Origin of the sequence: Streptomyces sp. ISL-43 (genome assembly GCF_018614195.1) — a bacterium.
Lineage (GTDB): Bacteria > Actinomycetota > Actinomycetes > Streptomycetales > Streptomycetaceae > Streptomyces.
Genome location: NZ_JAGGOT010000037.1, coordinates 65,045 through 84,934, shown reverse-complemented (window position 1 = coordinate 84,934; position 19,890 = coordinate 65,045). Strand labels below are relative to the sequence as shown.

The following is a 19,890-nucleotide window of genomic DNA, read 5'->3' as shown; positions in this document are numbered from 1 at the left end:
AGGGGCGCACGCACAACTTGGCCGAGACACCGGGGAATTTCCGCTTCCCTTCGGCGGGTAACCCCCTTGAAGATCGGACCGGACCGGACCGGACCGCCCCGTCCGTCGCTCCGGCCGGGGTCAGACCTCGCGCCACCGGGCCAGAGCCCAGGAGAACAGTCCGAAGAGCGCCAGCCCGACGGCGACCGCGACCAGCAGCCACGGCCCCGCCGCGGTGTGGGTGAACGACCTCAGAGTGTCGTCGAGCCCCTTCGCCTGTGCCGGGTCGTAGCGCAGCGCCGCGTACACGGCGAAGCCGCCGGCCGCCGCGAACACGGCCCCCCGGGCCAAACCGCCGGTCACCCCGAGGAAGTCCACGGCCTTGCGCCACCGTGCCGAGGCCCCGCCCATGGCGAGGTGCTTGCGGAAGCTGCGCCGCGCCGCCTGCACCGCGATGACCACGCCCGCGACGCCGATCCCGAGCCCGACGGCCCCCACCAGCCACTGGCCGGCGGGCAGATCCATCGCCTTCGCCGTCACATCGCGCGACTGCTCGTCCCCGGAACGTCCGCCGCCCGCGGAGAACGTGAACACGGAGTACGCCACCACACCGTAGAAGACGAACCGGCCCGCCGACGCCAGCCGTTTCAAGGGCTTGTCTCCCTCCGGTCCGGCCGCGCCGAACACCGCCTCCGACAGACGCCACAGCGCCATGCACACGAGCCCGATGCCCACGGCCCAGATGAGGACACCGCCGAAGGGCTTTCCCGCGAGCTCCTGGAGGGCGCCCTGGCGGTCGGCCTCCTTGCCGCCGCCACCGAAGGCGACGCGTACGGCCAGCAGCCCGATCAGTACGTACAGCACCCCGCGCGCCACCAGCCCGCAGCGCGCCGTGACCTCCCGGACCCCGCCCCCGGGGGACGCGGCCCGGGCGCCCCTGCTCGCGGCCCCGGTTTCCATCGCGGTCAGACCTCGCCCCGCCAGGCGCCGGTCTCGACCCCGCGCGATTCGATGAACAGCTTGAACCGCTTCAGATCACCCGCGACCTGGCGCTTGACGAAGCCGAGCTTGTCGGCGGCCGTCTCGGCCAGACCGTCGGGCACCCAGTTCATGTGCAGGACGACCTTGGTGGTGGTCGCGTCGATCGGCTGGAAGGTGACGACCCCGGCCTGGTGGGCTTCCCCGTCGACCGTCATCCACGCGACGCGCCGGTCCGGGAGCTGCTCGGTGATCTGTGCGTCGAACTCGCGCTGCACACCGTTCACGTTCGTCACCCAGTGGGTGAGCGTGTCCGTGCGCTGGTCAATGCGTTCGACCCCCTCCATGAAGGCGGGGAACTCCTCGAACTGCGTCCACTGGTTGTAGGCCGTGCGTACGGGGACGTTGACCTCGACGTACTCCTCGACGTGCGACATGTGCATCCTTCCGTGTCGTCGGCAGCCCGGCACCCTGAGACGCGGGCCGCCTTCAGGACGTCTCGAGGCGCGGCTACCCCCACTCGAGAACCCCATGCACGGGCCCGGAGCCGCGGGCCGGCCGACCGCGTTGCCCGCGCCCCTGTGTCAGCCCCCTCCCGTGGGGCAGGCGCGTGGAAGTCCATGCCGCCTACATCCGCTGGGGAGATATGAACAGCGCTCTTCTCTTGCCGACCGTCCTGGGGGGCTCGATCCTGCTGACCGTCGCGACCGGATGGGCCGTCGACCTGCTGCTGCGCCGAGCCGACGCGCGACACCCCGAAACGCTCCTGTGGAACCAGCTGCGGCGTTGCCGGCCGGCCTTGCAGATCGTCCTGCTCGCCGTGCTGCTCAGGGGCGCCTACCGGCAGATCGCGTGGCCGCCGCTGCACGACGACGCGGCCGCCGCCGGCCGGATCCTCTCACTCGTCCTGATCGGTGCGGGCGCCTGGCTGATCGTGGCGGTGGCCTCCGCCGTCGTGGAATCGGGGTACGCCCGCTACGCCACCGGTACCCGCGACCCGGCCCGGGTGCGCCGGGTCCGCACCCAGGTGACGCTGATCACGCGGGTCGTGACGGTCGTCGTGGCCGTCGTCGCGGCCGCCGCGATGCTGCTCACCTTCCCGAGCTTCCGCGCGCTCGGCACCTCCCTGCTCGCCTCCGCCGGGATCATCGGGATCGTGGCCGGCGTAGCGGCCCAGTCCACCCTCGGAAACCTCTTCGCCGGCTTCCAGATCGCCTTCGGCGACATGGTGCGCATCGGCGACACGGTCGTGGTCGCGGGCGAGTGGGGGGTGGTCGAGGACATCACCCTCACCTTCCTCGCCGTACGCACCTGGGACGAACGCCGGATCACCATCACTGATCTTGCGTGGGTATCCCCTGCTTTAGCTCAAGGCCGTGAAGTTAAGGGCTGATCGGTTCTGTCAACAGGATGTTGATGTTGATGGTGGCTTTGTAGGTGTGGCGGTCGACGCGGAGACTTTTGTGCGGGTAGCGGGACATGGGGCGTTTGACGGCGCGGGGGCTGAGGCGGAGGCGTCGGGCTGGCATGGGTTGGTCCAGGACGGCGCGGCCGATGGCGCCGATGAGGTCGATCGTGGTGTCGGCGATCACGTTTGCGGCCTGGGTGACCTGGTCGCGGGCGGTGTTCAGGGCGGTGGTGAAGCTGCACCGGTCCGGGTCGGTGCCGGCGGTGTGGGCTGCGTCCGAGATCGCGGTCCTGATCAGCTGGTAGGTGCTGAGGAGGGCGTAGATCTCCTGGGCGATGCCGGGCCAGGTGCGGGAGCGCAGGACGCGGCGTCCGAGCATCGTCTTCTTGATTTCGAAGTAGGCCGATTCCACTTCCCACCGTTCGTGGTAGAGCCTGACCAGCTCGAACGCCGGGTGGCGGTGGGGATCGAGCAGGGTGGTGGCCAGCCGGTAGGCCCCGGTGCGCTGTCCCTGGTTGGTGGCGATGGTGATCTCGCAGGCCACGATGCGGACGTCGATGCCGGAGATTCGGGAGAGGACGGAGCCGTCGGGGTAGCGGGCCAGGATCGGAGGCTTCCAGTGGGAGGAGAGGCGGGCCAGGAAGTGGGCGCCGCTGGAAGCGGTCGTGTTCAGGAAGCCCGTGGTGGCGAAGCCCCGGTCGAGCAGGACGAGCATTCCGGGGTGCATGGACCGCGCCAGGCGGCGGCCCAGGATCGACTCGCCTGGTTTCCCGGGACCGAACACCGCGTCGATCACCGCCCGTGTTCCGCAGGCCACCAACGCGACCAGCAGGACCTGCGGATATCCCGAGGCATCGGTGTACTGGTTGGACGCCTTGCCCAGCTTCGCACGGACCTCCCGGTCATCGGCGACATCCAGATGTGTCCCGTCGACCGCGACGACCAGCAGCCCCGCCCACCGGGCCCCGGCCGTGCGGACCGCCGAGGCCGGCCCGCGCAACAGGTCGAACAGGGCCCGCATCGGACGCACCCCGAGCCGGCAGCGGGCCTGCCACAGTGCCGTGGCGGTCACCCGCGGCACCGGCAGCCAGGACAAGGCGCCTGTCAGCTTGAGCCATACCGTCCGATACCCGCACTCCTCAAACAATCCCGCCGCGAGGAGGACATAGACCACTACCCGAGCAGGGAGCTTGCGTATCCGTTCCTGGACGGACCCACACTCGGTGAGCACCGCGTCGACCATCTCGAACGGCACGATCTGGGTCAGCTCACCCAGGTGCCCTGGCGCGAACACCCCTGCGGCTACCGACATTTCGCGGCTGATGACACACTGGTCCGACAGCGGAGCCTCCGGTGACGTGAACGGCTGTCTTGGTCGACTGCCAGTTCTACCGGGGCTCCGCTTCCCGCGTCCCGGCTTCACCAGAACCCTCACCAAGACCACTTGACAGAGCCGATCAGCCCTTAACTTCACGGCCTTGTTCTTTAGGAGGGGGAGGAGTCACGCCCGTCTCGTACTTCACCACCCGCCCCTTCGAGAACTGGTCCCGCGGCGGCGTCCAGATGACCGGCACCGTCTTCCTCCACTGCGACCACGGCGCGCCCGTCGACCTCATACGGGACAAGGTCCACGAGATCCTGCACACCTGCCGGGAGTGGGACGGCCGCGGCTGGGACCTCGCCGTCACGGAGACGACGCCCTCCACCATCGTGGTGCGGGCCATCGTCACGGCCAAGGACGCCGACGACCTGTGGACGGTGCGCTGCGCGGTACGGGAGCAGCTGATCGGCTGGCTCGCGGCGAAGCACCCGGATGCCCTGCCGCGCGTCCTCTTGGGCCCGGCACCCGGAGTGGACGGCGCCGCGGACGAACGCCACCGGTGACGGGACTCCCCGACAGGACGACCTGTACGGGGCCTGCCCGTACGGTGCGTGTACGGGCGACGACACAGGGCACACGCGGGACATGACCGTACTCAAGACAAGCGTTCTCGTACTGGACTGCGCCGAACCCGAGCCCCTGGCCCGGTTCTACGCCGAACTGCTCGGAGCCGCGGCGGGTCCGGCCACCGGCGACGGCGAGCTGTTCCTCGTCACCGGCCCCGCCGGCGTCGTGCTCGGGGTCCACCGCGATCCCACCCACGCGCCGCCGAGCTGGCCGGTGCCGGAGGACTCCCAGCAGGCCCATCTGCGGATCCTGGTGGCGGCGGACTCACTCGACGAAGCCGAGCGCGAGGCCGTGGCCCTGGGGGCGCGCCCGGTGGCGGCGCAGGAGGACGGCAGCCGGCCGGACAACCGCACGACGCTGCGCCGGTTCACCGATCCGGCGGGGCACTCGTTCGTCCTCGCGGCCGTCCGGGAGGACCTCGGCCCGCGCGGCGCCGGCGGGTGACGCGGCGGCGACGGGCCCGGACCAGTGGCGGCGGTTCGTCGAATCCGGTCGCCCCGGGCGCGCGCCGCACCTGCTCATCGCCCCGGGGGCCTGCCCGATACCAGTCGGGCGGCCTCGATCTCGGCCCAGACGGCCTTCCCGCGTTCATGCGCGTGCGCGCCCCAGCGATCGGCCACACGCTCCACGATGTACAGACCGTGGCCGCCCGGAATGCCGCGTTGCGGGGCCGGGTGGCGGCAGGGCAGCGTCGTCGCACCGTCGTAGACGTCGATGCGCAGCACCTCTCCGGCCGTGAGCACGAGTTCGTGACAACCGTCCGCGTGCAGCGACGCGTTGCTCAGCAGCTCGGACACGAGGAGCAGGGCGTCCTCGGCGGTCTCGGTCGCGTCCCAGCCCCAGTCCCGCAGGGCCTGGCGCGTGAAGTCGCGGCCTTTGGCCACAGCGCCGCGGACGTCCGTCAGGGCGAGCCGACGGCGCTGTCCTCGGATGGGAAGGCCGGCGCTCACCGGATCACCCGTCTCAGGCCCGATGGTCTCCACTGTGGTCTCTCCCCCCGACGTTGACACAGGTCTCCGCTCCCGGGAACGGCCCGGCGAGCTCACGGTCGATGCCCCGGCCCCTGCGAACGCCGCCCAGCGCCCCGGGGAGGCCCGTGCCGCCCGTGACAGTTTAGGGGAGCGCCGGTCTCAGGGCGTTGCCATGTGAAGCCGCAGGGTGAAGCCGCGGTCCGTGGCGCGGACCTCGACCAGATCGCAGAGTTGGTGGATCATCCACAGACCACGGCCGCCATTGGTCGATGCCAGGGAAGGGCGGCGGCGCCCCGCCAGGGGGTCGGCCAGGCGGCCGCCGTCGTGGATCTCGGCGACGACTCCCGCCCCGGGGCCGGCGGTGCTCCACAGGCGGAGGGTTCCTTCGCCGCCTCCGTGGGCGAGGGAGTTGGCCGCCGCCTCGCTGACGGCCAGGACGAGATCGCCGCGCCGCGCCGGCGTCAGGGCGGTTCCGCGGGCCCAGCCCTCGGCGTACTCGCGCACCTCGGCCAGACCCCCGTGGGAGTACTCGAGCCGGAGCACCTCGCCGTCGTGTTCCGGCAGGGGCCGATCGCAGTCCGCGGAGACACTCGAGGCGTCGGTGTACGCCGGGCTCGCCAGATCCCGGCCCTTCTCGATCAGCGTGGGGTGCGTGCGCCGGGCGTCGGCCAGCACCTCGGGCGCCAGCCCACGTACGTCGTACGGGCACAGGATGGTGGCCGGCCGGCCGGCGAAGGCCGTGTTGATGAGGGCCTCGTGACGGGTGGCCTCCAAGACCTCGGCCTGGGAGCGGCCGGGCCAGATCGGCTCGCCGACGATCCGGGCCGCCCGGCCGGCGTGCCGGTCGGCGAAATCCTGCAGGGCGGCCAGAATGCGGCCGGGATTGCGGCCCAGCTCCTTCATGTCCGTCCAGGTGATCTCCGCCGCGCTCCCGCCGAGGTCCTCGCGCAGGGCGTCCAGGTGCGGGCCCGGCACGGCGACGAGGACCGGTTCGTCGGCCGACAGGGCGGCACGTACGAAATCGCCCACCCCGGCCACGTACTCGCCGAGGCCTTGGTAGAAGAGGCCGGGATGGACGAAGGCCCCGTGCCCGGTGGGCGCAGGAACAGTGATCATGCTGCGACCTCCAGCGCGGCGCATTCGTCCGGGAACATCTCCACTACCTTGCGGAGCGAGTATGGCGGGTCGTGGAGCAACAGGCACCGACCTTGCCCGTTGAGGGCGGCCGACGCCCGTACCAGGGCGGCGACCGCGGCCGTGTCCAGGAAGGACACGGCGGAAAGATCGAGATGGACGACGAGGCCGGGCATCGCGGTCACGACGCCGAGCGCGGCGGACAGGGCCTGCCGGGTGTCGACGTCGCAGCTGCCGCTCAGACGTGCGCCGGGGCGGTCCTGCAGCGGCAGGGCCGTCAGCGTCGTCGTCGCGCCCGTTCCCGTCCGCGCGCACCGCACGACCGCGTCGGCCCCCGTCGCGTCGTCATGGCCCGCTGGGGCGCCGACGGGGGAGGCGGAGCGGTCGGGTCGGTGAGGGGACGCCATCGCCGGGGCCTACACCGCGAGCATCCCGGCGCGCAGCCGGGCCAGGGTCCGGGACAGGATGCGGGAGACCTGCATCTGGGAGATGCCCAGTTCGGTGCCGATCTCGGCCTGGGTCTTCTCCTGGCCGAACCGCATCCGCAGGATGAGCAGGTCGCGCTCCTCCAGTCGCTCCAGCAGGGGCGCGAGGGTGTGGAACTCCTCGAAGAGCTCCATGGCGGGGTCGACCTCGCCGAGGCGCTCCGCGAGCGGCCGGGTCGCCCGGCTCGCCGTGGACGGCGCGTCGCCGTCCGCGACGGCGGTGTCGAGCGAACCGCTCGTGTAGCCGTTCGCGGCCACCAGCCCGTCGATGACCTCGTCCTCGGACAGTTCCAGGTGGTGTGCGACCTCCTTGACCGTCGGCGCCCTGCCCAGGACGTCGGTCAGGGCCTCCTGGGCCTTGGCGAGCTCCGTACGCAGTTCCTGCAGGCGTCGGGGGACGTGTACGGCCCAGGTGGTGTCGCGGAAGTGGCGCTTGATCTCGCCGGTGATGTAGGGGAGGGCGAGGGTGGAGAACTCGACCTCGCGCTCGGGGTCGTAGCGGTCGATGGCCTTGATGAGGCCGATGATTCCCACCTGGATGATGTCGTCCATGTCGAGACCGCCGCCGAGCACGCGGGCGCGGAACCGCCGAGCGGCGAACTGCACGAGGGAGACGTTCATTTCGATCAGGGTGTTGCGCGTGTACTGGTACTCGCGCGTCCCCTCCTCCAGGGTGCACAGCCTCCCGAAGAAGAGCCGCGACAGCTCGCGTGCGTCGGCGGGCGCCATCTCACGGGCGTCCTCCACCCGGATCAGCTCCACGTCCTGCGTCGGCGTTCCAGCGATGTCCCTGTCACAAGCGGATACTTGCGCGTCTGTTGCACGAATGGGGCCTACGACGGTGGCCGAACGAGACATGGTGGCCGCTCCCTCCCGATTGACTGACGGCTGCCCGGGCGCTCCTGCCCCGCCTCCGCGGTTCTACACACTTGCGGGGCATCGGCTTGCCCGACGGGCCGCGCCGTGCCCCGGGGCGTCCTCGTCGCCGGAACGAGCAGGCATACTCCCTGGAGGAGGAACGCATCAAGTGGCGATCCGGGGAGGCGGACATGACCGGAGCAGGGGACGCGTACCAGCAAGGAGTGGTCGGGGACGGCTACCCGGCGGGGTCCGGATGGGTGGTGGCGGCCCGCGGGGAGCTCGACCAGGACACGCTGGCCCCTCTCGAGGAGGTTCTCACCTCCGCCTCCGGCCGGTACCCGGTGGTGGTTCTGGACGCCGGCTCCATCACCTTCGGAGACTCCTCCTTCCTGAACCTGCTCCTGCGGCTGCACCACCTCACCACCCTTCGCATCGCCGCCCCCGGCGAGCAGTTGCGACGGCTCTTCGCGGTGACCGGTGCCGACACCGTCCTCTCCCTGCACGCGAGTGTCGAAGACGCCCTCGGGGCGTGAACTCCCGCCAGGGCGGGCGGACGGGTGCACCGCCATCCGGTGCACGGGCCGCCCGCGCGCCGGTCAGCCGGTTCGGGCGTCGGCCGCGTGCGGGTCCGGTCCACCCGCGGGCCGGAAGCACGCGGTGATCGCCTTGCCGCCGTGGCACGCGTGAACGTCCAGGGAGTCGGCCAGGGCGGCGACGATCCCCAGCCCGCGTCCGGACGTGGCACCCTCGTCGGCGTCGGGCTCCCGGGGGCTGGGCAGCTGCGGATCGGCATCGGCGACGCTCACGTGCAGGCAGAGGCCGTCCCAGGTCAGCACCAGATGTGCGGTGCCGACCGCGTGCAGGTGCGCGTTGGTGACGAGTTCGCTGACGCAGAGCAGCACGGAGTGCACGGTGTCGGCCGCCGAACGGTTCCACGGCAGTGACGCCAAGTGTCCCGCGGTCCACTGCCGCGCTGCCCGGACGCCCTGCGCCACCGGAAAAGAACGCGCCCAGCCCACTGCCTTGACCGCCAATGTCCTCACCTCGCTCCTGCCGTTGTGCCGTGCCTCACCAGTGCGTCTACCCGGAGCCCGCGGGAGCACCCCCGACTTTCCAAAGCGCCGTGCGGGAACGCGGGTTCGGACCGAGCGAGGCCGGCCTCCAGGCCATGTCCCCCTCCCCTGGGCCCGGATGCACCGCCTCCGGTGTGATCGACTGTGCCGCGTACTCCCTTCGGCGGCGCTAGCCTTCACCGGACCGGTGCCGCGGTGAAGGCGGATCCCGGAGCATCGGAGTGCACTCGGCGCCCCCCTGGTGCCAGGGATCCGTCCTGTTCCGCGCAGCGGAGCGGCTGGTATCGAGAGTGAGGTTGGCGGATGGCCGGGCAGACGGACACGGGTTCACCGAGCGGGGCGGCATTGCCGGGTGACGGCGGGATCGGTGAGGCGGAGCTTCGCCGGTTGCTGGCCGGGCTGACCGCCGTACGAGACGGGGATTTCCGCACTCGTCTGCCCGATGGGGCCGACGGGCTGCTCGGTGAGATCGCCACCGTCTTCAACGGGATGGTCAACCAGCTGTCGCTGTTCACCTCCGAGGTGACGCGGGTGGCCCGCGAGGTGGGCACCGAGGGCACGTTGGGCGGCCAGGCCGACGTACCGGGAGTCGGGGGAGCCTGGCTGGACCTCACGGATTCGGTCAACTTCATGGCCGGAAACCTCACGGCCCAGGTGCGCTCCATCGCCCAAGTGGCGACCGCCGTGGCCAAGGGCGACCTCTCGCAGAAGATCACGGTCACCGCGCGGGGGGAGATCCTGGAGCTGAAGGAGACCATCAACACGATGGTCGACCAGCTGTCCGGATTCGCCGGGGAGGTCACCCGGGTGGCCCGTGAGGTCGGCACCGAGGGCCGGCTCGGTGGCCAGGCGGACGTCAAGGGCGTCTCCGGTACGTGGAAGGACCTGACGGAATCGGTCAACGTCATGGCCGACAACCTGACCGCCCAGGTGCGCTCGATCGCCGAGGTCACCACCGCCGTGGCCCAGGGCGATCTGACGCAGAAGATCCGGGTGGACGCGCGGGGGGAGATCCTGGAGCTGAAGGAGACCATCAACACGATGGTCGACCAGCTGTCCGGATTCGCCGACGAGGTCACCCGGGTGGCCCGTGAGGTCGGGACCGAGGGCAACCTGGGCGGCCAGGCCACGGTCCGGGGGGTCTCCGGCACCTGGAAGGACCTCACCGACAACGTCAACGTCATGGCGTCCAACCTGACCGGTCAGGTGCGGTCCATCGCCCAAGTGGCCGCGGCCGTCGCCCGCGGCGACCTGTCACAGAAGATCACGGTGGAGGCGAAGGGCGAGGTCGCCGCGCTGGCCGGGGTCATCAACACGATGGTCGACACACTGTCCGCCTTCGCCGGCGAGGTGACCCGGGTGGCCCGCGAGGTCGGCACGGAGGGCCGGCTCGGCGGCCAGGCGCAGGTTCCCAATGTGGCGGGCACCTGGAAGGACCTCACCGACAACGTCAACTCCATGGCGAACAACCTCACGGGCCAGGTCCGCAACATCGCCCTCGTCACGACGGCCGTCGCCAACGGCGATCTGTCCAAGAAGATCGACGTGGACGCCCGTGGCGAGATCCTGGAGCTCAAGACCACCATCAACACGATGGTCGACCAGCTGTCCTCCTTCGCCGCCGAGGTCACCCGTGTGGCCCGCGAGGTCGGCAGCGAGGGCCGGCTCGGCGGCCAGGCCGAGGTCGAGGGCGTCTCGGGCACCTGGAAGCGGCTGACCGAGAACGTCAACGAACTGGCCGGCAACCTCACGCGGCAGGTACGCGCCATCGCCGAGGTGACCAGCGCGGTCGCCGAGGGCGACCTGACCCGCTCGATCACGGTCGATGCCTCGGGCGAGGTCGCCGAACTCAAGGACAACATCAACTCCATGGTCGGTTCGCTGCGGGAGAGCACCCGGGCCAACCAGGAGCAGGACTGGCTCAAGTCCAACCTGGCCCGCATCTCCGGCCTGATGCAGGGCCACCGGGATCTCGCCGTCGTCGCCGAACTCGTCATGGACGAACTGACCCCGCTCGTGGCCGCCCAGTACGGCGCCTTCTACCTCGCCGAGGACCGCCCCGGCGGCACCGTGCTCACGCTCGTCGGCGCCTACGGCCGTCCCGCGGACGCCGAGGAGGGAACCGGGTTCACCCTCGGCGAGTCGCTCGTCGGGCAGGCGGCCCGCAGTCACCGGATCATCGCCACCGACCAGGTCCCCGCCGGCTACGTCATCTCCTCCGGGCTGGGTCACACCACCCCCGGCAGCCTGATCATCCTGCCGATCGTGGTGGACGACCAGGTCCTCGGAGTGATCGAACTGGCCTCCTTCACCGCCTTCACCCCCGTGCACCGCGACTTCCTCGCCCAGTTGATGGAGACCATCGGCGCCAACGTCAACACGATCGTCGCCAACGCACGGACCGACGAGCTCCTCGGCGAGTCCCAGCGGCTGACCGGCGAGCTCCAGGCCCGTTCGGAGGAACTCCAGGTCCAGCAGGAGGAACTCCAGCGCTCCAACGCCGAGCTGGAGGAGAAGGCCGCCCTCCTCGCCAGCCAGAACAGCGACATCGAGGCCAAGAACCTGGAGATCGAGCAGGCCCGGCAGGAACTGGAGACCCGCGCCCAGCAGTTGTCGCTGGCCTCCACCTACAAGTCGGACTTCCTGGCCAACATGAGCCACGAGCTGCGCACACCGCTCAACAGCCTTCTCATCCTCGCCCAGCTGCTCGCGCAGAACCCCTCCCGCAACCTCACCCCCAAGCAGGTGGAGTACGCGGGCATCATCCACTCGGCCGGCTCGGACCTGCTCCAGCTGATCAACGACATCCTCGACCTGTCGAAGGTCGAGGCCGGGAAGATGGACGTCAATCCCGAGCGGGTGGACCTGCCTCAGCTGCTCGAGTACGTCGACGCCACCTTCCGGCCGATGACCACCCAAAAGAGCCTCGACTTCACCGTCACCACCGCCCCCGGCGCCCCCGACGACCTGCTCACCGACGACTCGCGGCTGCGCCAGATCCTGCGCAACCTGCTGTCCAACGCCGTCAAGTTCACCGAGCGCGGCGGCGTCGAGCTCCGTATCGAACGGGCGACGGCCCTCGAGATCCCCGCAGGGCTTCCCCGGCGCGGGCCCATGCTGGCCTTCCGGGTACGGGACACCGGCATCGGCATCCCCGAGCAGCAGTTGGAGTCCGTCTTCGGAGCCTTCCAGCAGGCCGACGGCACCACCAGCCGAAAGTACGGCGGCACCGGCCTCGGGCTCTCCATCAGCCGCGAGATCGCCCAGCTCCTCGGCGGGGCCGTCACCGCGGAAAGCACACCGGGCCGGGGAAGCACCTTCACCCTCTACCTGCCGGTCAGCCGCGCGGACTACGAGGACGCCCCCCACTCCGACGCCCCTGGGACGCCCTCGCCCGGCGGCGCGTCCACGGCGGCCGGTCCCGGCCGTGCGGACGCGCCCGTGCTCCCGGCGCAGCGGCGGTCCCGCCGCCTGCTGGTGATCGAGGAACGGCCGAACGGCCTGCTCTCCCTCGTCGCCGAAAGCGCCGGCCGGGATTTCGCCCCCGGCCATCAGATGTCGGAGGGGCGCGGCGGCATCCAGGTGGCCAGTGCCACGAGCTCGCGGGAGGCCGCCGCCGCCCTGGCATCCGAATCCTTCCACTGCGTCGTCCTGGAATTGGACATGCCCGACGGCGAAGCGCTGCGCTTCCTCGACGCCCTCGACGGAGATCCGGCCCTCTCCTCGCTCCCAGTCCTGGCCCACAACAACCCCCGGGTCAGGAACGGTCAGGAGGAGGCGCTGCGGGAGCGGTCCGCATCACGCCATGTGGAACTGCTGTCCAGTCTGGACGAGCTGCGCGAACGCATCACGCTCCACCTGTCCGCCGAGCAGCCGGGGGACGTGCCGCCCCTCGTACACGGCGACACGCAGCCCCGGCAGACCGTCCACGTGCCGGACGGCGACCTGGCCGGACGCACCGTCCTCGTCGTCGACGACGACGCACGCAACCTCTTCGCCCTCAGCGGGGTCCTGGAACTGCACGGAATGCGCGTGCTCCACGCCGACGACGGCCGCAAGGGCATCGACGCCCTCACCCACAACCCGGGTGTCGACCTCATCCTGATGGACGTGATGATGCCCGAACTGGACGGATACGCGGCCACCGCCGAGATCCGGCGGATGCCGGCGTACGAGGGCCTGCCCATCATCGCGGTCACCGCCAAGGCGATGCCCGGGGACCGGGAGAAGAGCCTCGCCGCGGGCGCCAGCGACTACGTGACCAAGCCGGTGGACGCCGACGACCTCATCGCCCGCGTCCGGCGCTGGCTCACGCGATGACCGGGGACACGCGACGGCACGACGAAGCGTGGTGCCCGCGGGGATCGCGGGCCGGCGTCAAGGCCGCGGGTGCCGTCCCGCACCAGGCCCCGACCCCGTTGGGACGCCTCGTCGCCACCGTCGAACGGCTGCGCCGGGAGGTGCTGGAGGCACAGGCGGCCGCCGACGGCCGGGCCCTGGTCGAACTGGCCAAGGGCATCCTGATCGGGCAGCTGAACTGCACTCCGGCCGCGGCCGCACTGCGGCTCGACGTGTTGTGCCGCGAGAGGGGGACGTCACCCCTCGAAGTCGCCGCCGACATCGTCAACCAGGCGTCCCGCGACCACGTCAGCGAGATCGCCGCCGCCTTCGTCGAGCGCATCGGCACGGCTGACGACCCGCCCGAGCAGCACTGCACGGTGTCGGTCCGGATGCGCACCGCCGAGAGCGGCATCCTGGCCGCCGCCGCCGACACCCAGGCAGTGGCCGAGTCCCTCCTGACGAACGCCCTGGGCCCCTTGGGAGCGGTCGCCGTCGCCGTGTGGACCGCGGTGCCCGACGGCTCGCTGGCCCTCGCCGGCCACGCCGGTTTCCCGCCCGGGGAGGCCGCCCGCTGGCGCCACGTACCCCCGGGCGTCTCCACCGTCGCCCGCCTCGCGCTGCGCGAGCGCCGACTGGTCACCCTCGCCCGGCTCAAAAGGGAAGGGCTGCCCTCGATCGGCCACCTCCAGTGGCCCGACGGCGGACGGATGGCCGTACCGACGGGGACGGGCGGACGGATCCACGGCGTCCTCGAAATCTGCTGGCCGCAGCCCCTCGAGCCGCAGCCACCGCAGATCGAGCGCCAAGTCGAGGCCCTCGCCGAGCTGTGCGCCCGCACCATGGACGCCTCGCCCCCGCGCGACCTCACCACCACCGAGGCCGTGCTCCCGGACGTCGCGGAGCTCATCGACCTCGCCGAGGGACTGCACGATCCCGCCGTGGTGCTCACTCCGGTCCTCGACCCCGAGGGCCGGCTCGGCGACTTCCGGATCCGTCACACCGGCAGCCGGTTCGTCGACCCGGCGGGACGTCCGCGCGGTGATGTCAACGGTGCGCTGCTGCTGGAGGCCTATCCGATGGCCGCCGGCGAGAACGGGCTGTTCGACATCATCGAGCGCGTGCACGCGACGGGCGAGCCGTTCAGGGCCGAACGCATGAGCCTCACCGCGCTCGTCGATCAGATCCCGCTCACCTCGGTCGCCGACCTCAGCGTCAGCCGTCACGGTGCCGCCGTCCTGCTGATCTGGCGGATCGAGGGCGAGACGGCCCGGCTGGCCAACCTCCTCCAGCATGCCCAGCGCCTGGGCCGGATCGGCGGTTTCGAGGAGAACCTCGCCACCGGAGAGACCACTTGGAACGCGCAGCTCTACGCGCTGCACGGACTCCCGGCCACCGCGCCCCCGGTACGGCTGCGGGAACTGCCCGGCTACGCCCACCCGGACGACTCCGCCGCCCTCGGCCGCTTCCTGCGGGCGGTGCTCCGCCACCGCCGTCCCGCTTCCGTCAACCTCCGCCTCCAGAGGCCTGACGGAATCACCCGCCACATCCGGGTCGTCGCCGAGCCCGTCCTCGACGCCGACCAGAGGCTGCACGCCGTACGCGGCGCCTACCAGGACATCTCCGCCCAGCACTGGACCGAGGTCGCGCTGGCCGCGACCAGGGACCAGCTCGCCCACTCCGAGGCCGAGTCCGCCGAACGCAACCGGCTGGCGCTCCAGCTCCAGCACGCCATCATGCCCCCCACACCACCGGCCATCGAGGCTCCGGGCCTGCGGGTCGCCGTCCGCTACCGGCCGGCGGAGATGGAATCGCTCGTCGGCGGCGACTGGTACGACACCGTGGTCCTGCCCTCAGGGCTGATCATGCTGTCCGTGGGCGACGTCGCCGGTCACGGCATCGAGGCGGCCACCGGCATGGTCGTGCTCCGCAACGCCTTGCGCGGCCTGGCCGTCACGGGCGCGGGCCCCGCCCAGCTGTTGTCCTGGCTCAACACGGTCACCCATCACCTGGCCAAACACGTGACGGCCACCGCTGTCTGCGGCCTGTTCGACCCGCGCACGAGGGTGATGCGGTGGGCGCGCGCGGGCCACCTGCCGCCCGTACTCGTCCGCGGGGGCGAGGCCGAGGCCTTCCCGCTCATCGAGGGCCTGCTCCTCGGCGCCCTGCCCGACGTCACGTACGTCGAGCGGGAGGTGCGGCTCGAACCGGACGACACCCTGCTGATGTTCACGGACGGGCTGGTGGAACGCCGGGACTCCTCGGTCCAGGACTCGCTCGGCCATCTCGTGAACACGGCGGCCACCGGAGCCGGCGATCTGGACGGCCAACTGGACCGCCTCCTCGCCGCGAGCCGGTCCGACACGGACGACGACACCTGCGTCATCGGCATCCAGGTCGGCTGAAGCCCACCCGGGACCTCAGGCGCCCTGGCGGTCCGGTGTTGTCAGCAGATCTTGCCGGGTTGCGCCGCTGTGGCTCTGAGGAGATCCCGCAAGAGGTCGAAGTCGATGTTCTCCGGTCTGCGGAACCGCAGGCAGCCCTTGCCCATGTCCTGCCCGGCGAGCCGGTCCTCGAAAGCCTCGCGGACGTCGCCGCGCATCAGGTAGAAGGAGATGTACTGCTTCTGGCTGGCGAAGGCGATCTCAGCGGCACCGTTCCGCGCGTACGCGGGCATCCCGTACGCCATGACCTCGTCGAAGCCTTCCAGCTCCTCTCGGCACAGCCGTCGCAACCTGGCCAAGGCGTCCCTGCGCTCCTCGGGCACCTCAGCCAGATAGCCGGCTACGTCATCCGCGTCACTGTGAACCATTCCATGAGGCTATGTCGGATCCGAAGCCCTGTCCGACGGGTGGTTTCACTCGTCCCGGTGGAACCGGGGGCGGTCGGGGTGGGAAGAACCGATTCGCTGCTCCAGGGTCGGCGTACGGTCCGCTCTGACCCCCTCACCGATCTTGAGGAGAGCATTCATGAAGCTTCGCAGTGCCGTCACCGCGGGCCTGGCCGGCCTGGTGATCGCCTTCGCCGTCCCCGGATCCGCCTTCGCCGCGACCGGCGATTTCAGCTACTCCTTCACCGACGACGAGCACCGGACGCTGACGGTCACCGTGCACGACCCGCAGAGCGACGAGTGTGTCAACCTGCCCTACCTCGGCAGCGAGTGGGTCGATGCGGGTCACACGCCGCACAACGCCACGGATGCGTGGGTGACCGTCTACGAGGGCGCCGACTGCGAGGGTCCCACGTGGAAGCTGCGCCCCCACGGCAAGCCCGCCACGGAGCACCTCAAGGTCCGTTCGGTGTACTTCCACGGCCCGAACTGACGAAACTCGCCCCGGGCCGGCCCCGGGAACGGCCGGAGGGCCGGCCCGCCTGGTGGCGGGCCCGCCCACCTCGGGTGGTGGCGCCGCCGCGGCGGGCGGCGGGGCGGTCGCGTGAGCGCACGTACACTCGGCCCATGAACCGCACACGCGTCACGGGGGAGTGCCTGCCGCAGGCCGCTCCCGCCACGCCTGCGGCTTCCGTGGTCCGGACAGGTGTCAGCCCCCGGACCGCCGCCGACGTCCAGGCCCCCACGGTGGGCCGAGGCGTCCTGCACGGCCACGGCTAGCGCTTTCCCCACCGCCGCCCGGGCCCAGCCGTGCCCGCACCACCTCCCACACCCCTTCCGCGACGGCCCCTGCCCCCGCGGCCCGGTCTGATCACCGTGCCCGGCCCGGCCCGGCCCGTCGCCTGGCGGGGGCGACGTATCGCTCCCCCCACACCATCACCGCGGTCCCGACGTTCACTCCGGGGCTGCCGCCAGGCGAGGCCCGCACGCCGGGCCGTAGCCGCCTTTCGAAGGGACCACCGTGAAACTGAGCGGTTTGCTGACCGGCCATGAGCACCACGTCATCCAGGGCGACACCGAATCGACGGGGATCACCGCGGGCCCCACCTTCGACGTCGACCGGGTCGTTCCGGGCTCGCTCTTCATCGCGGTTCCCGGTCACCGCGGAGGCGGCCCGGCTTCCATTGGTGCGGCGCTCGCGCGCGGGGCGGTGGCGGTCCTCCTCGACGCGGCGGGCGCCGCGGCCGCGCCCGCCGGGCGGGAGTTGGAGCCCGAGGTGTGTGTCGTGCGGGTGCCCGACACCCGCAAGGCGGCCGCGGTCGCCTCCTCCCGCTACTTCGGCGAGCCGGGCCGGCACATGGACATGGTGGCCGTCACCGGGACCAACGGGAAGACGTCCATCTCCTACATGGTCGAGTCGCTGCTGAGGATCTCCGAGGGCGCCTCGGTGGGCGTGATCGGGACGGCGGGCAGCCGGATCGGCGACGAGATGATCCCGATGCCGCCATCGGCGCTGACCACACCGGAATCACCCGACCTGCAGTACCTCCTGGGCCGCATGCGGGACCAGGGCGCCGCCGCCGTGGTCCTGGAGGCCACCTCGATGGCCCTGCAGACGTACCGGATGGACCGTACGTTCGTCGACGTCGGCGTCTTCACCAACCTGACCCAGGACCACCTGGACGACCACGGCACGATGGCCCACTACACGGACGCCAAACTGCGGCTGTTCCAGGGACTGTGCCGGCACGCCGTGGTCAACGTGGACGACACGGTGGGCGCCGGGATCCGGGCGATGATGCCGGGCGCGGTGACGACCTACGGCCTCGACGAAGAGGCCGACTTCCGGGCCACGGACCTGATCGCCGACGCCTCGGGCACCCGGTTCACGCTGCGGCACGCCGGCCGGGAGTACGCGGTGGCCATCCCGGTCCCGGGCCGGTTCTCGGTCTCCAACGCGCTGGCGGCCGTGGCGGCCTGCCAGGTCCTGGGGCACGACCTCGACGCACTGGTCGCCGCGCTCGCGCAGATGCCGCCCGTACCGGGCCGGTTCGAACGCTTCGTCACCCCCGCCGGCACCTCGGTGATCGTGGACTACGCGCACTCGCCCGACTCGCTCGACAAGGTCCTCACCGCCATCCGGGGCTTCGCCCGGGGCCGGATCATCACCGTCTTCGGCTGCGGCGGGGACCGGGACAAGACCAAGCGCGCCGAGATGGGCCGCATCGCCGGAACCCACTCCGACCTGTGCGTCCTGACCTCGGACAATCCCCGCACCGAGGACCCCGAGGCGATCCTCGACCAGATCACCCCCGGCATCGAGGGCACCGGCACCCCGTACGAGCGCTCCGCCGACCGGCGCCGGGCGATCGGACGCGCGCTGGCCGCCGCGCGGCCCGACGACATCGTCCTGATCGCAGGCAAGGGCAGCGAGCCCCACCAGATCGTGGGCGAGGAACTGCTCCCCTTCAGCGACATGGCGACCGTACGCGACCTCGCCTCCCGCCTGGCTCCCTGAAGCCGGAAGCCGGAACCACCGGGGCGAACGAAGGGCTCCACCGCCGGACGGTGGAGCCCTTGACCGTGTCATGGTGCCGTTGGACCAGCCGGCTCGCGCCGCGACGGGCGGTGACCGGCGATGACCGCGCGGCCGGTCCTCAGTGCGGCCGGAGCACGCTCACTACACCGGCGTGGTCGGAAGGCCACAGGCCCGAGGGCGTGCGGTCCGCCTGCACGTGGCCCACCCGGCCGGTCGTCAGTGCGCTGACCTTGCCACGGAAGAGCACGTAGTCGATGCGCTGGGCGAGGGTGGAGGCGGCGTTGCGCAGGTCGGCGGCCTGGCAGCAGGTGAAGCCCGGCTTGTGGGGGCGGGTGGCGGTCCAGGCGTCCTTGAAGCCGGCGGCCAGCAGATTGTCGTGGGTCTGGGTGTCGGTCGATCCAGGCTGGGCGCCGACTCCGCCGGCGGCCGAGTTGAGGTCACCGAGCAGCACGGCGGGCAGTTTGGTTTTCAGCGGGCCGGCGAGAAGTTCGTCGGCCTGCGCTTCCTGAACGGTGGGGGAGGCGGGCTCCAGATGGGTGGTCACCACCCTGGCGGTGCGGCCGTGCACGGTGGCGTCGGCCGCGACCCAGCCGCGTCGGACCTGGAGCGGGTCATTGGGCGGGCAGCCGAGCAAAGGGCGGCAGATGGGCACGTGGCTCTGGAACGTCGCCGCCCGCGCGTTGGCCACGGAGAAGTCCCGCGCGGGCAGGTCCGTGCGGGCCAGGAGGACGTCGCGGTCGGTGAGGCGGATGTCCTGGAGACCGGTGGGCGTGGACCGCGGGGCCTCGAAGTCACTGCCGACGATGACGCTGGCCACGGCCTCGTAGTGCTTGCCCCGGGCGGAAAGCTCGTCGAGAAGGATCTGCAGGAAGTCGTACTCGACGTGGATGGCGCTGCCCGCGCCGGCAGGGGTCTGGCTGCGCCACAGCACGGCTTCCTGCAGGCCCACGAGATGGGGGTCGCTGTCGGCGATCTCATCGGCCAGCGCCTCGGCGCGCTCGGGGAAGTTCGTCGCCTGGACGTTCGCGTACACGGCTGTCACCGCGGCGACGAGCGCCTGGGGGCTGGTGGCGGCGAGGACGGGCGCGAGATCGGCTCCCAGGTAGAGGTTGCGGGTCATGACCCGCAAAGGGGCCGGGGGCTGGGCGGCGGCCGAGGCCGCGGCGAGTGACCCGGGCGCGAGCAGCAGCAGGAGCGCGCCCAGGAGGGATGAGAGCGAACGGCGAATCATGCAGGCGGACCTTTCGGTGAAAAGCGGACGGAATCCGCACCCTCGGCGAACCTAAGGCGGCCTACGGGATGTGGCGATCCGGGTGTAGGCCGCCCGGCCTCCCGGCGTAGGCCGC

Annotated in this window: 17 protein-coding genes and 2 pseudogenes; 9 read left to right on the top strand and 10 right to left on the bottom strand. The window is 71.4% G+C overall.

Annotated features, from left to right (window positions below):
- Positions 1-120: 120 nt before the first annotated feature.
- Both J7F03_RS22375 and J7F03_RS22370 read right to left on the bottom strand, forming a co-directional pair.
- On the bottom strand, positions 121-939 hold the full coding sequence (locus J7F03_RS22375; RefSeq protein WP_214952132.1) for a DUF1206 domain-containing protein: 819 nt from the start codon (positions 937-939) through the stop codon (positions 121-123).
- A gap of 5 nt (positions 940-944) precedes the next feature.
- Positions 945-1,394: an SRPBCC family protein gene (locus tag J7F03_RS22370; RefSeq protein ID WP_214952129.1), complete on the bottom strand. Its 450-nt coding sequence runs from the start codon at positions 1,392-1,394 to the stop codon at positions 945-947.
- Positions 1,395-1,603: 209 nt separating this feature from the next.
- Between J7F03_RS22370 and J7F03_RS22365 the strand changes: the two are divergent.
- Positions 1,604-2,293, top strand: a pseudogene (locus J7F03_RS22365) (mechanosensitive ion channel family protein); the annotation flags it as partial.
- Between the two features lie 46 nt (positions 2,294-2,339).
- Here the strand turns inward: J7F03_RS22365 and J7F03_RS22360 are convergent.
- Positions 2,340-3,677 (bottom strand): IS4 family transposase, encoded by a 1,338-nt coding sequence (locus tag J7F03_RS22360; protein WP_214952127.1) that lies wholly within the window; start codon positions 3,675-3,677, stop codon positions 2,340-2,342.
- A 194-nt stretch (positions 3,678-3,871) separates the two neighbouring features.
- Between J7F03_RS22360 and J7F03_RS22355 the strand changes: the two are divergent.
- Positions 3,872-4,249 (top strand): annotated as a pseudogene (locus J7F03_RS22355) (mechanosensitive ion channel family protein); the annotation flags it as partial.
- Positions 4,250-4,331: 82 nt separating this feature from the next.
- A complete protein-coding gene (locus J7F03_RS22350) occupies positions 4,332-4,757 on the top strand; it encodes a VOC family protein (RefSeq protein WP_214952125.1) in 426 nt (141 codons plus the stop codon).
- 74 nt (positions 4,758-4,831) lie between these two features.
- On the opposite strand, the gene J7F03_RS22345 is transcribed toward J7F03_RS22350, so the two are convergent.
- From J7F03_RS22345 to J7F03_RS22330, 4 genes are all read right to left on the bottom strand, one after another.
- Complete coding sequence (locus tag J7F03_RS22345; protein ID WP_214952123.1) at positions 4,832-5,296, bottom strand: ATP-binding protein; 465 nt, start codon at positions 5,294-5,296, stop codon at positions 4,832-4,834.
- Positions 5,297-5,443: 147 nt separating this feature from the next.
- Positions 5,444-6,400 (bottom strand): sensor histidine kinase, encoded by a 957-nt coding sequence (locus J7F03_RS22340; RefSeq protein WP_214952121.1) that lies wholly within the window; start codon positions 6,398-6,400, stop codon positions 5,444-5,446.
- Positions 6,397-6,825, bottom strand: a complete 429-nt coding sequence (locus tag J7F03_RS22335) for a lipid asymmetry maintenance protein MlaB (protein ID WP_214952119.1) — start codon at positions 6,823-6,825, stop codon at positions 6,397-6,399. Before J7F03_RS22335 ends, J7F03_RS22340 begins: the two co-directional genes overlap by 4 nt.
- Positions 6,826-6,834: 9 nt before the next feature.
- The gene (locus J7F03_RS22330; RefSeq protein ID WP_214952117.1) at positions 6,835-7,761 is read right to left on the bottom strand and encodes a SigB/SigF/SigG family RNA polymerase sigma factor; all 927 of its coding nucleotides are present in this window, start codon (positions 7,759-7,761) and stop codon (positions 6,835-6,837) included.
- A 191-nt stretch (positions 7,762-7,952) separates the two neighbouring features.
- Between J7F03_RS22330 and J7F03_RS22325 the strand changes: the two genes are divergently transcribed.
- Positions 7,953-8,297, top strand: a complete 345-nt coding sequence (locus J7F03_RS22325) for an STAS domain-containing protein (protein ID WP_214952115.1) — start codon at positions 7,953-7,955, stop codon at positions 8,295-8,297.
- Between the two features lie 63 nt (positions 8,298-8,360).
- Here J7F03_RS22325 and J7F03_RS22320 read toward each other — a convergent pair whose 3' ends face one another.
- Positions 8,361-8,714, bottom strand: coding sequence for an ATP-binding protein (locus J7F03_RS22320; RefSeq protein WP_374104380.1), 354 nt, complete (start codon positions 8,712-8,714; stop codon positions 8,361-8,363).
- Between the two features lie 426 nt (positions 8,715-9,140).
- On the opposite strand from J7F03_RS22320, the gene J7F03_RS22315 reads away from it, so the two are divergent.
- Both J7F03_RS22315 and J7F03_RS22310 read left to right on the top strand, forming a co-directional pair.
- Positions 9,141-13,157 (top strand): HAMP domain-containing protein, encoded by a 4,017-nt coding sequence (locus J7F03_RS22315; protein WP_251072296.1) that lies wholly within the window; start codon positions 9,141-9,143, stop codon positions 13,155-13,157.
- Positions 13,154-15,580 (top strand): SpoIIE family protein phosphatase, encoded by a 2,427-nt coding sequence (locus J7F03_RS22310; protein WP_214952111.1) that lies wholly within the window; start codon positions 13,154-13,156, stop codon positions 15,578-15,580. Before J7F03_RS22315 ends, J7F03_RS22310 begins: the two co-directional genes overlap by 4 nt.
- Before the next feature lie 41 nt (positions 15,581-15,621).
- Here the strand turns inward: J7F03_RS22310 and J7F03_RS22305 are convergent, their stop codons facing one another.
- Entirely contained in the window at positions 15,622-15,987 is a 366-nt protein-coding gene (locus J7F03_RS22305; protein WP_214952109.1) for a DUF1801 domain-containing protein, read from the bottom strand.
- 157 nt (positions 15,988-16,144) lie between these two features.
- Here J7F03_RS22305 and J7F03_RS22300 point away from each other — a divergent pair, with 157 nt between their 5' ends.
- From J7F03_RS22300 to J7F03_RS22290, 3 genes are all read left to right on the top strand, one after another.
- The gene (locus J7F03_RS22300; protein ID WP_214952107.1) at positions 16,145-16,498 is read left to right on the top strand and encodes a hypothetical protein; all 354 of its coding nucleotides are present in this window, start codon (positions 16,145-16,147) and stop codon (positions 16,496-16,498) included.
- Positions 16,499-16,632: 134 nt separating this feature from the next.
- Complete coding sequence (locus J7F03_RS22295) at positions 16,633-16,785, top strand: hypothetical protein (RefSeq protein WP_214952105.1); 153 nt, start codon at positions 16,633-16,635, stop codon at positions 16,783-16,785.
- Between the two features lie 241 nt (positions 16,786-17,026).
- Positions 17,027-18,523, top strand: a complete 1,497-nt coding sequence (locus J7F03_RS22290) for a UDP-N-acetylmuramoyl-L-alanyl-D-glutamate--2,6-diaminopimelate ligase (RefSeq protein WP_214952103.1) — start codon at positions 17,027-17,029, stop codon at positions 18,521-18,523.
- Positions 18,524-18,662: 139 nt separating this feature from the next.
- Here J7F03_RS22290 and J7F03_RS22285 read toward each other — a convergent pair whose 3' ends face one another.
- Entirely contained in the window at positions 18,663-19,775 is a 1,113-nt protein-coding gene (locus tag J7F03_RS22285; protein WP_214952101.1) for an endonuclease/exonuclease/phosphatase family protein, read from the bottom strand.
- Positions 19,776-19,890 lie beyond the last annotated feature (115 nt).